Source organism: Bombella pollinis, from assembly GCF_026385485.1.
Taxonomy (GTDB): Bacteria; Pseudomonadota; Alphaproteobacteria; order Acetobacterales; family Acetobacteraceae; genus Bombella; species Bombella pollinis.
In genome coordinates, this window is the sequence record NZ_JANIDX010000003.1 from 267,133 (window position 1) to 279,343 (window position 12,211).

10 protein-coding genes are annotated in these 12,211 nt (G+C 53.5%); 4 read left to right on the forward strand and 6 right to left on the reverse strand.

The genetic code is table 11. The features are described 5' to 3' along the window. Window positions 1-61: 61 nt before the first annotated feature. Complete coding sequence (locus NQF89_RS04550; RefSeq protein WP_266137618.1) at window positions 62-1,615, forward strand: peptide chain release factor 3; 1,554 nt, start codon at window positions 62-64, stop codon at window positions 1,613-1,615. Here NQF89_RS04550 and NQF89_RS04555 read toward each other — a convergent pair. The 6 genes from NQF89_RS04555 to aroB form a co-directional block, all read right to left on the reverse strand. Beyond that, window positions 1,612-2,502 (reverse strand): endonuclease/exonuclease/phosphatase family protein, encoded by an 891-nt coding sequence (locus NQF89_RS04555; protein WP_230873251.1) that lies wholly within the window; start codon window positions 2,500-2,502, stop codon window positions 1,612-1,614. The two genes, NQF89_RS04550 and NQF89_RS04555, sit on opposite strands and share 4 nt — an antisense overlap. A gap of 10 nt (window positions 2,503-2,512) precedes the next feature. Continuing rightward, window positions 2,513-3,205, reverse strand: a complete 693-nt coding sequence (locus NQF89_RS04560; RefSeq protein WP_155572926.1) for a carbonic anhydrase — start codon at window positions 3,203-3,205, stop codon at window positions 2,513-2,515. Window positions 3,206-3,341: 136 nt separating this feature from the next. Beyond that, the gene (gene alaS / locus NQF89_RS04565) at window positions 3,342-5,981 is read right to left on the reverse strand and encodes an alanine--tRNA ligase (protein WP_155579159.1); all 2,640 of its coding nucleotides are present in this window, start codon (window positions 5,979-5,981) and stop codon (window positions 3,342-3,344) included. Window positions 5,982-6,073: 92 nt separating this feature from the next. Further along, entirely contained in the window at window positions 6,074-6,508 is a 435-nt protein-coding gene (locus NQF89_RS04570) for a GtrA family protein (RefSeq protein WP_155572928.1), read from the reverse strand. A gap of 176 nt (window positions 6,509-6,684) precedes the next feature. Beyond that, window positions 6,685-7,833, reverse strand: coding sequence for an OmpA family protein (locus tag NQF89_RS04575; RefSeq protein ID WP_155572929.1), 1,149 nt, complete (start codon window positions 7,831-7,833; stop codon window positions 6,685-6,687). A gap of 187 nt (window positions 7,834-8,020) precedes the next feature. Continuing rightward, entirely contained in the window at window positions 8,021-9,700 is a 1,680-nt protein-coding gene (gene aroB / locus NQF89_RS04580) for a 3-dehydroquinate synthase (RefSeq protein ID WP_266137619.1), read from the reverse strand. 131 nt (window positions 9,701-9,831) lie between these two features. Here aroB and NQF89_RS04585 point away from each other — a divergent pair, with 131 nt between their 5' ends. From NQF89_RS04585 to NQF89_RS04595, 3 genes are all read left to right on the forward strand, one after another. Beyond that, on the forward strand, window positions 9,832-10,035 hold the full coding sequence (locus NQF89_RS04585) for a hypothetical protein (RefSeq protein ID WP_266137620.1): 204 nt from the start codon (window positions 9,832-9,834) through the stop codon (window positions 10,033-10,035). A 14-nt stretch (window positions 10,036-10,049) separates the two neighbouring features. Continuing rightward, entirely contained in the window at window positions 10,050-10,946 is an 897-nt protein-coding gene (locus NQF89_RS04590) for a tyrosine recombinase (RefSeq protein ID WP_155579272.1), read from the forward strand. Window positions 10,947-11,019: 73 nt separating this feature from the next. Next, window positions 11,020-11,988: an acetyl-CoA carboxylase carboxyltransferase subunit alpha gene (locus NQF89_RS04595; protein WP_099026123.1), complete on the forward strand. Its 969-nt coding sequence runs from the start codon at window positions 11,020-11,022 to the stop codon at window positions 11,986-11,988. Window positions 11,989-12,211 lie beyond the last annotated feature (223 nt).

Genomic DNA, 12,211 nt, shown 5'->3' on the forward strand with positions numbered 1-12,211 from the left:
GCCGGGCGGTTTGTACCGTCCGGCGTTTGCTGTTTCATGCTCATAAGTGAGGAAAGTCCCTATGTCCGAGTCTCCTAAAGCTGGTGATATTGCAGCGGAGGTGTCACGCCGGCGCACATTTGCCATCATCTCCCATCCTGACGCTGGTAAAACCACGTTGACAGAGCGTATCCTTCGCGCTGGTGGGGCGATTCAGCTAGCTGGGAATGTGCGGGCCAAGGGGGAGCGGCGGCGCACCCGTTCGGACTGGATGAGCATTGAGAAGGACCGTGGTATTTCTGTTGTTACCTCGGTGATGACCTTCAATTACGGGGGCTGTGTCTTTAACCTGCTAGACACACCGGGCCATGAGGATTTCTCTGAAGATACATACCGCACGCTAACGGCGGTGGATTGCGCCGTGATGGTGATTGACGCGGCAAAGGGGATTGAGGCACGGACGCGGAAACTCTTTGAGATTTGCCGGTTGAGGGATATTCCCATCGTCACCTTCATCAATAAGATGGACCGTGAGGCACAAGATTGCTTTGAGCTGCTTGATGAGATTTCTAGCGCATTGGCGTTGGATGTCTCCCCTGCGACATGGCCGGTTGGGCGTGCTGCAAAATTTGCCGGGATTTATGATATCCGCACCAAATCTCTGCATCTCAAAGGGGAGTTAGCAGAGGATGATGAACGCTTGCAGCTGATGCGGGAGGAGGTAGAGCTTGCTGAGGGCGTATTGCCCCCCTTTGAGCAAGAGTTTTTTGATGAGGGCCATTTAACGCCCGTCTTTTTCGGCTCCGCGATGAAGGAAATTGGCGTTACGGATTTGCTGGATGCGCTTGTTGCGTACGGGCCGCCACCGCGCGCGCAATCCTCTGAGACGCGTGAGGTTGAGGCAACGGAGGAGAATGTCACGGCCTTAATCTTTAAGATTCAAGCCAATATGGACCCTAACCATCGGGACCGCATGGCCTTTGCGCGTGTGTGCTCTGGCCGTTTAACGCGTGGTATGCGCCTTAAACATGTGCGGGTTGGTAAACAATTCGCCCTGCACACGCCGCAATTCTTCTTCGCCCAAGACCGTCAGTTGGTGGAGGAAGCCTTTGCAGGTGATGTGGTGGGCATCCCGAACCATGGCACATTGCGGATTGGGGATACATTAACCGATGGCGAGGAGCTGCGCTTTACCGGTGTGCCTCATTTTGCACCAGAAATTCTTCGCCGTGTGCGTTTAGATGATGCTATGAAGGCCAAGAAACTCCGCCAAGCATTGGTTGAATTAGCAGAGGAAGGGGTTGTCCAGCTCTTTCGCCCTCAAGATGGAGCACCGCCGATTGTCGGGGTGGTGGGTACCTTGCAGCTTGATGTTCTACAATCCCGCCTGAATGCTGAATATAACGTGCCTGTTGGTTTTGAGAGCACGCCCTTCACTCTAGCGCGTTGGGTTACGGGCGAAAAGGCGGCGTTGGAGCAATTTACGGCTGTCAATCGTAGTGCCATGGCTGATGATTTGGATGGAGACCCCGTCTTTCTCGCTGGTTCAGGCTTTATGATGAATCGCGCTATGGAGATGAATGAGGCCCTCAGCTTCCATGATATTAAGCAGATTGGGCTTGTTGAGAAGGCTTAAGGCAAAGCTAGCTGGACAGAAACGGGGCAATGATCCGAGAGGGTTATGCCCCGTGCTGTATGGGGAAAGACCATAACCCTTAGACTATCGGCAATAAGCCACTCCCGCGCTTGGTTGCCGAGGATAATATGGTCGATAAATTGCCGCCCTCCTAAACATGGGCTGGAGAAGCCAGCAGTGGTCAGGGTGAGGGGGGCATCGCTTTGCAGGGTTTGCATAAGTGGGTCGAGCGGGGTGAGGCGGCGGTTAAAATCGCCTAGAATGGCAAAAGGGATACCGTCATCTTGACGGTCTAAAATCCAATTTTCAATGACGTGAAATTGTTGATAAAGCAGCCGACAAGCCCGTTTTTTAGAGGTCAGTGGCTGGGCCCAGCAGCCTGTTTTTAAGTGCAGGATGAGGAGGCGTAAATGGGCATCCCCATGATGGATGGTGATGTCTAGCCCCCCTCTTAGGGGATGGTGATGGCCCTCTTGTAGTATATTGAGGGCCGTAAGCTCCGGGTTGAGGGTTGCTGTCAGCCCCTTATCGCGCCGCATAGCAAGGCCGACTTGCTGGATGATGGGGTCAGGCGCAAAGAACAGATCATAATCCTGCGGGGGGAAAACCTGTCGTGCTGCGTCTGGGCCATCGACTTCCTCAAAGGCGATAAGGTCGCTTTGGAGCTTCTCTGCATAAGCGCGCAAGGCAGCAAAATCGGCCTGTGTCCGGGTAGGGACGTTGGGCGGTAAGGCGGGGTCATTAGCGGGGCGGAGGGTGAGCCAATCCATATTCCAGCTTGTGAGTTTAAGCGGGGTAGAGGCTTGAGCGGATGAGAGGAAGCCAAAGAGCATGGCACATAAAAAACCGCCTACGAGCGCGCGCAGGCGGTTTTTATAGTTTGTCATGATGGCATGATTAAACATCATTGGGGTTTTTATTTTTTCTAAGGATAGCGATAGCCTCTTTGACGGAATGTTCTGTTTTGGCATCCTCAGTAAGAATATAAACACGGCCCTTCTTAATATCGTAATACCATCCTTGTACATTTAGCTCCCCACGGGAGAGGGCTTTGGCAACGATGGGATGGGTTTTTAGATGTGTAATCTGCAAACGAACATTTGCTTCCGCAAGGTCGCGCACATCCTTAGGGCCGACATCTTCGGCACGGAGGTCACTAATAGTCGCAGCGGCGGCCTCTGCATTATGCAACCAACGGCGGACGGTGGGCATATGTTTTAGCTTGTCCGGTTCCGTAGCTAAGTCGATGAGAGCCGACATAGCCCCGCAGTTAGAATGACCGCAGATGATGATGTTCTTTACCTTGAGCGCACCGACAGCATATTCAATGGCTGAGGCGATTGCCCCAACCATATTGCCATAGGCGGGGACGATATTACCGACATTGCGGATGAGGAACAGCTCACCCGGCTCTGTCTGTGTAATCAGGCTAGGGCTGATGCGGCTATCCGCACAGGTGATGAACAAGGTTGGCGGGGTCTGATCGTAAGCTAGACTCTGGAATAGATCCTGCTTTTGTGGATACACTTCGCTCTCGAAAGTCTGCACGCCATCCAGCAGCTCTAGCAGAGTGTTACGGTGAAAGACCATATTTTTGTTTCCCCGGTTAAGACGCCTCATACAAAAATAAAAGATGGCGTAATGGCAGGTGGAGCGATAGAGAGATACAGCCCTATCGCTCCGCACCCTTAAAAAGATTTTTAATCTCCGTCTAGCTGAAAAGACCTTAACCCTCTGTAAGTTTACGGCGAATCATCTCAAACACAGCTTCAGCAGCGGGTTCAGTCCCACCGGCTTGGGCCATGTCGGGACGGCCACCGCCACCTTTACCATCCATGAGGGCAGAAGCCTCACGGACAAGGGCTACAGCATCAAAACGTGTGGTGAGGTCTTTGCTAATGGCAATGACGATGCTGCCACGCTCATTCGCCCCGGAGATTAACGCGACAACGCCGGAGGAAATCTGTTTGAGCAGCCCCTCAGCTAGTCCTTTGAGGTCCTTGGGGTTTACATCCTCCAAGAAGCGGGCTGCAAGCGTAACACCGTTGATTGTCTCGCTTGATGCCGCACCATCCCCCGTTGTTAGCTTATGTTGCAGAGAGGAAATCTGCGCATTTAAGGCTTTGCGCTCCTCTAACAAAGCGGCAAGACGAGCGGGAGCCTCAGCCGGTGTGACCTTGAGCAGAGCGGCCATCTCGGCAAGGCGGTCCTCACTAGTGCGAATAGCCTGTTCTGCTGCGGCCCCACATACGGCCTCAATGCGGCGCACACCAGATGAGACCCCGCTTTCGGACAGGATGCGGAAAAGGCCAATCTCACCCAGACGGTTTACATGCGTTCCGCCGCAAAGCTCGATGGAGTAGGCTTGGCGGTTTTTCTCATCCTCATCCCCCATGAAGACAACGCGCACCTCGTCGCCATATTTCTCACCAAAGAGGGCCATAGCCCCGCTCTCAATGGCTTGCTCCTGCGTCATGAGGCGCGTTTCAACCGGGCTATTTTGCCGGATGCGCGCATTAACCTCAGCCTCAATGTGCTTTAGCTCCTCCTCAGTGAGGGGACGGGGCTGGCTGATGTCAAACCGCAAACGATCCGGCGTGTTGAGGCTACCTTTTTGGGTGACATGCTCGCCAATGTGACGGCGCAAGGCCTCATGCAATAAATGTGTGGCAGAGTGATGCCCGCGCACGGCCGTCCGGCGTGTATGGTCGATTTCGGCATGGACATCCATACCGGGTTTGAGGACACCCTCCACCACGCGGCCATAATGCACGATGAGCGTGCCGTTCTTCTTTTGCGTATCGGTGATGTCGATTTTCAAACCGGGGCCTGTGAGCGTGCCGTGGTCGCCCACTTGCCCACCACTCTCCCCATAAAAAGGCGATTGGTTGAGAAGAATAGCGACTTCATCACCCGCTTTTGCCTCGGCGAGTTCATCACTACCGCGGAAGATAGCTTGCACTTGGGCATCCGCGGCTTCACTTACATAGCCGAGGAACTCCGTCCCCCCGAAGCGGTCGCGCGCATCAAACCACACAGTCTCTACAGCACTATCGCCAGAGCCCACCCAGGCCGCACGGGCACGTTGGCGTTGCTCAGCCATGGCATTTTCAAAGCCTGCCTCATCCACTTTATGGCCGCGCTCACGGAGGACATCTTGGGTAAGGTCCAGCGGGAAGCCAAATGTGTCGTAAAGCTTAAAAGCCACATCACCGGGGAGCTGCCCTTTGCTGGAGAGTCGTCCCATTTCCTCTTCCAGCAGAGCCATCCCACGGCCAAGTAAGGCGGTGAAGCGTTCTTCCTCGCCTTTCATGGTCTCAGCAATGAGGGCTTTATGCTGGTTTAGCTCTGGGTAGGCATGGCCCATCTGTTGGATGAGCGCGGGGAGGAGGCGATAAAAAACGGGCTCCTTCGCGCCCATGAGATGGAGATGGCGCATGGCACGGCGCATAATGCGGCGTAAGACATAGCCGCGCCCTTCGCGGGAGGGGAGAACACCATCGGAGATGAGGAAGGCTGTAGAGCGTAAATGGTCAGCCACAACGCGATGGCTGGTTTTAAAACGCCCATCAGCATCTTGATGCATTAACTCCGCAGAGGCCTCAATTAAAGCGCGGAGGGTATCTGTATCGTAATTATCCTTCTTACCCTGCATAACGGCAGCGAACCGCTCTAGCCCCATGCCGGTATCAATAGAAGGATGGGGGAGGTTGGAGCGTTTGCCCTCACCTTCCTCAAAGAATTGCATAAAGACGAGATTCCAAATCTCGACAAAGCGGTCGCCATCTTCATCAGGGCTACCGGGAGGGCCCCCAGCAACAGAGGGGCCGTGGTCGTAAAAGATTTCGGAGGAGGGGCCACAAGGGCCAGTATCGCCCATGCGCCAGAAATTATCAGAGGTAGCAATGCGGATGATTTTTTCGTCCGTAAGACCTGCGATTTTTTTCCACAATTCTGCGGCTTCATGGTCATCTGCATAGACAGTAACAAGCAGCTTTTCCGCAGGGATGGAGAAGCCCTTGGTTAGGAGTGTCCAAGCGAATTCAATCACTTCCGCTTTGAAGTAGTCTCCAAAGCTGAAATTACCCATCATCTCAAAGAAAGTATGATGCCGGGCTGTATAGCCAACATTATCAAGGTCGTTATGCTTCCCGCCCGCCCGGACGACTTTTTGGGCTGTTGTTGCACGCTTGAAGGGTAAGCTCTCTTGCCCGGTAAAGACGTTTTTAAAAGGGACCATCCCCGCATTGGTAAAAAGAAGGGATGGGTCATTTTGTGGCACAAGAGACGCAGAGGGTAGAATCTGATGACCGTGAGATTCAAAGTAGCTGAGGAATTGAGAGCGGATATCGTTGGTGCTGATCATGAGCCTATAAGTCCGAAGGGCGGAAAGGAGGAATGCTTTCCGTATGTTAGAGGATTCCCGCGTTATTGGAAATGGCAGGATTCTTAGTCGGATTAGTCTTTCTTTTTGTGAAAGACGAAATGATGACAGAAGGCGAAATTGATGAACATGCCGCCAGCCGTGCCGCAAAGAAGGGCGATAAAAGTATAATGGCGTGTAAGGGGCCAGAGGCTGAACAGAGCCAGCACAATTCCGCGATTGATGATAAATCCGGGTAAGTTAGCGAGGATGAATCGTCCCCATTGGTGATGAAGTGTATAGCTTTCGCGGCAACGGTCGCGGAATGTCCAATAACGATTTAACAACCAGTTATTGCTAGAGGCCACAATATAAGCAAGCAAAGCGGCGAGGCGCAGGCCAAGGGCATGACGAAAGAGCGATAATGTAGCCCAATCTACCAGGAAGCCTATCGCACCAACGATACCAAAATAGAAGAACCGTTGGAGGAGGGGATAATATTTTTGCCAGTTTTGTTTGATGAGGTGCATTGCTTCTTTTAGGTGCCAACGCTGTGAGGGATGGAATAGCTAGGGGCTTAGCATAGCTTGGCTCTAGACGTAAGGATTTCTAGAACGGTTTTAGAGATAAAAAGCCCACAAAAAAGGGCACCCGGAGGTGCCCTCTTTCACAAACCTTAGATGGTCCGCTGAGTGTTCATCTGAACTTACTTCAGGATGATCTCAACACGACGGTTCTGCGGCTCACGTGTGTTTTTAGCTGTTGTAACCAGCGGCTTGGCATCGCCGTAACCGTGGATGTCGATAGCTGTAGCAGGCACGCCGAGACGGACCAGCTCAGCCTTCACGCTGTTAGCGCGCTTGATGGAGAGACCCATGTTGTACTTCTCACCACGCGGGCCAGGATGAGCAGCGGAGTTATCGGTGTAACCGTTAACTTCGATGCGTGTTGTCTGGACGTGTGTGGAAGCTTGAGCAGCCTGAGCAACGATCTCACGAGCGCGACCTGTCAGGTTGGACTTATCCCAGTCGAAGAAGACGAGGTAAGTGCGAGCAGCCTGAGCCGGCGGCGGAACGACAACATGCGGTGCAGCAGGCGGAGCTGGCGGTGCGCTGTTGAAGGCGTAACGAACACCGAAGAGGAACTGGTGGGTATAGCGTGTGCCATAACCAACGCGATCACCGCGTTCACCGTCATGATGCAGGTAGTGACGGCCGTTGGAGCCCCCCCCTGAAGAACCAGCCTGACCGATGAAACGATACTGGGTGGTCAGAGCCAAACCGGGAACGCCTGGGATGTCGTAAGCCGCACCAACAATACCCTGAGCAGCGAGGCCACCTGTGGTGTTGTTGAAGTTAGGATAGTTTGTGCCGCGGTTGTAAACCTTACGGTAGTTCTGCCACATATAGCCAGCACCGATACCAACGAACGGTGTGACAGGGAAGTTGTTCAGGCCGAACATGCCGAGGTCAATGTCATACAGGACGTTGACGAACGCGCCATAGCCTTCGCTCTTACCATGAGCGTGACGTGTTCCACCATCAGCGAAGGTGCCTGTCAGACGATTGATATGCGTCTGGTTGTAGTTACCCTCAACCTCAGCACGCAGGCCGTTGCCGAAGCCATAACCAGCGGACAGATAGCCGTTAAAGCCTGTGCCGGAGTGCATTTTGCCGTAGTCTTGCGTAGCATCGCGCTTGATGCTGCGGCCTGTGCCAACGCGGGCACTCTGGTGCTGAACCAGGTTATAGCCGGCTGCCATATCGACATACGGGCCGGTGATCGTGCTGGCCATGGCGAGGGAGGGCAGAGCCACCATCGAGGTCATGGCGAGAAGTGCATTACGAATACGCATTTACTTCATCAGTCCTTAACATTGTGTAACATACGGCCATTACGGTTGGCGGGCATCGGAATGATCACCGTGTGAAGCCAGCGCGGCCGATGAGTCTGATTTAGGGGAAAGATGCCTCAAAGTTAAGAGCTTTTAGGCATCTCTGTTGCGAAGAAGTAGATACTGTGTCTAATTGAACACAGATTGATTAAGGGGCGAACCCTTCGGCAAGAAGGAGAGCGCGAACATCCTCCAAGGCGACATCACGACAGGTGAAGGCTTTGCCAATGCCGTGGAGGAGGACGAAGGTTACTTTTCCTTCGCGGAGTTTTTTATCCCGCCCCATATGTGCCAGAAGAGTCGCTGTACTGAGATTATGGGGCAAGTCGGCCTTTCCTACAGGCATATTGAGCTTATGTAGATGGGCATCTAGGCGTGCGAGATCGTCTTGTGGGGCGAGTCCCATTTTGACCGAAAGAGCAAGAGCCATATGTAGGCCGATAGATACAGCCTCCCCATGTAAGAGCCGCCCATCATAATGAAACTCGGCCTCAAAAGCGTGGGCGAAGGTATGGCCCAGATTAAGCAAGGCGCGCCCGCCAGAGTGGGCAGATTCCCGCTCATCGTCTTGTACGACTCCGGTTTTAAAGAGGCAGGCACGGCGTACCGCTTCGCCTAGAGCGGCAGGGTCGCCTTTTAAGACGGCATGGCCATGTTGCTCACACCATGCGAATAATCTTTCATCCGCAATTAAGCCTGACTTAACGATTTCTGCATACCCCGCTACGAGCTGGCGTGGGGGGAGTGTGTCCAGCACGGTTGTATCAGCTAGAACGAGGTTAGGCTGCCAGAAGGCTCCGATGAGATTCTTCCCGGCTTTTGCGTTGATGCCGGTTTTCCCGCCGACAGAGCTATCAACTTGAGCAAGCAATGTGGTGGGGATTTGGATAAAGGGTACGCCGCGCAAAATGCTTGCAGCAACAAAGCCAGCAAGATCCCCTACAACACCACCGCCAAAGGCTATGATGGTTGTGCCGCGCTCTATCCCTTGGGCGAGAATCGTTTCAATGACGTCTTCAAATCGCTTGAGGGATTTGCTGCTTTCCCCGGGCGGTACGGTGATGGTGGCAAAATGGATGCCAGCGCGGGTGAGGCTTTCTTCTAGCGCAGCGAGATGCAAGGAGGCGACCGTGCTATCTGTGAGGATAACAGCGCGGTTATTGGGCAGGTGAGGGCGGATGCGTAAGCCTGCATCATGCAAAAGCTGAGGGCCGGTGAGTACTTCATAGCTATGGCCTGCCAATGTAACGGGAACATGATGCGGTGGTGTGGCTGTGGCGAGTTGGGTTGTGATGGTGTGTGTGGCGTGTTCCACGCTTTCATCTCCACATTCGATGATAAGGTCGGCCTCTGCGTAATAAGGGTAACGCTCTTGGGCGAGGCGGCGGAGGGTTGCTTCTGGGTCGCCTTGGGCTAAGAGAGGCCGGTTATGGCGATTATGGAGGAGACGTTTGAGGAGGGTTGGCATGGGGACATGCAACCATATAGTGCAAATGTCTGTTCGTTTATGGCTAAGGGCGCGGGTGCGTGGGTGCATCCACGCTCCGCCGCCTGTGGCAAGGATACATGGCCCCCCCTTGAGGAGGCGGCGTATGACCCGATGCTCTCCCGCACGGAAATGGGCCTCTCCATGTTGGGAGAAGATTTCTGCAATGCTTTGGCGGCTTGCTTTTTCAATTTCGGCATCAGTATCGATAAAAGGGATACCGTAATAGTGGGCAAGTTGGCGGCCTAGCGTGGTTTTGCCAGCCCCCATGAGGCCAACAAGCACAATAATATGAAAAGGGGGCTTCTCTGACGAAGCGCGCGGGGAAGGAGAGTGCGACATAGCGTTTTTCTATCACGGCTAAAGAGGCGGGGGTAGGTCTCCTCTATGTTTAAGAGCATGTTGGAGAAGGAGGGTTTTTAAAATGGCTTCTTCCCTTTATAAGCGTGTCATATCCTTTGGGGAGTGATTTTATGAAAGTCATTGTGCGTTTGGCTGTGGCCTTATTGGTCCTGATTATACTGGCAGGGGGCGGCTATATCTTAACGCATGGGGAGCATGCTCCTGCTCCTGTTATGGTTCATCATGACTTAGTGCCCCATGCTGCACCTAGCGCGCCAGCACAGATAAGCGGGGGGGCAAGCTTGCCGGAGCTACCCCCTGTTGGAGGGCATTGAAGCATCGCACTTTTATGGTGGAGTCTGCGGCTCTTATAGATTCGTTCTTGGAGACGATGTTGGCCGAGCGCGGGGCGGCTCAAAAGACGCGGCAAGCTTATCGCGCTGATTTGGAGGATTTCGCCCGTTGGTGTGCGCCGGAGTCCGTAGCTGTAGTGCCAGCAATGCGTGTTCACGCCTATTTTGCGGCGTTAGGGCGCGCGGGGCTTGCCGCACGCACACAAGCGCGGCGGCTTTCTGCCCTTAAACAATTTGCCCGCTTTTTGCTTCAAATGGGTGTGCGTGAGGATGATTTTACAGCAGGCCAAGCAACGCCACGTTATCAGGCGGGCTTGCCTCATCCGCTTAGCGAAGCTGAGGTGCAAAAACTGTTAGAGAAAGGCACGCGTGGCCATGCTGATGTGCGGCGCGATTTACTGGCTCGCGTAGCGTTAGAGCTGCTCTATACAACGGGCCTGCGGATTAGCGAGCTCCTCACCCTTCCTGCGCAGGCAGTGCGTCATAAGGGAGGGATGTTGCCCATCCGCGGCAAAGGCGGGCGGGAGCGGCTTGTGCCGTTCTCTCATGCTGCGCGAGAAGCGGCAGAGGCCTTGATAGCTTATGATAGCGTGTTGGATAGCCCGTGGCTGTTCCCCGGTCGTAACCCCCAAAAGCCCTTAACCCGGCAGGGTTTTGATAAGATTTTGCACGCTTGTGCGCTTCAAGCGGGAATAGACCCGCAACGGGTTAGTCCGCATGTATTGCGTCATTCCTTTGCCACACATTTGCTCAATCGCGGTGCTGACCTTAGAGCGTTACAGATGTTGTTAGGTCATGCTGATATTACGACCACGCAAATCTACACACAGGTGATGACAGAACGGTTGAAAGAAACAGTTCGGCAATATCATCCCTTAGGACGAGGGGGATGAGGGGACGAGTTTCTCGTTAGGAAATGCAAATAAGGGCTATTTTAGGCTCTCTTGGCGTGCTATCGGGCAGGGTATGCGCCAGTTCCTAGATTTTGAAAAATCAGTTGCCGAGCTTGAGACCAAGATCGGTGAACTTCGTCAGGTTAGCCGCCAAGAAAATGGGGCCGGCCTGGATGGTCTGAATATTGATGAGGAAATGACCCGTCTGTCTGAAAAGGCGGATAAGCAGCTTCGCACTTTGTATGGCAAATTAACGCCATTGCAGAAGGTACAAGTTGCACGCCATGCACAGCGGCCTCACGCTTTGGATTACATCGAATCCCTCATGACAGAATACACCCCTCTTGCGGGGGATCGTCTTTTTGGGGATGACCAAGCTCTTATCGGGGGGCTTGCGCGCTTTCGGGGTCAGCCTGTTGTGGTGATTGGCACAGAGCGTGGCTCTGATACAGAGAGCCGTTTGCGTCATAATTTTGGGATGGCACGGCCAGAGGGGTATCGTAAGGCGCAGCGTTTGATGCGTCTGGCAGAGCGTTTTGGCCTACCGATTCTCACTTTTGTGGATACTGCTGGCGCATGGCCGGGGATTGATGCTGAGGCACGCGGTCAGGCCGAGGCGATTGCGCGGGCGATTGATACATGCCTGCAAGTAAAAGTGCCGTTGATTGCTACCGTAATTGGTGAGGGTGGCTCTGGTGGGGCGATTGCCATTGCCGCAGGGGACCGTGTGTTGATGTTAGAACATGCGATTTACTCGGTTATTTCGCCAGAAGCGGCGGCTTCTATTTTGTGGCGGGACCCGAAGATGGCCCCTAATGCCGCTGAAGCTTTGAAATTGACAGCTCATGATTTGAAGAAATTAGGGCTGATTGATCAGATTATTGAGGAGCCTGTTGGTGGTGCACAGCGTATGCCTGCCGAGGCGATTGACCGTGTTGGTGAGGCCATCGCAGAGGCTTTGGCCGCTGTGAAGGCAATCCCTAAAGAGGATTTGCTGCCATCCCGCAGGGAGCGTTATTTGGAGATGACGCGCGCTCATTGATATGTAGGTAGTATTACGCCGTATAAGGCCGCCCCTCTCATTATAGGGGCGGTTTTTTTATGGTGAGACTGGTATGTGGCAGCTTTAAGGGAGTTTTTTAGTATCTTGGAACGCTCTGTATTACATCAATAATTCTTCACAATAACCTCGTTTGGCTCTTTTCCTCTGCTTCCCCCTTTGCAGTTAATGGCTCTTTTGGCGGATACTGTTTTGATATCAAAAT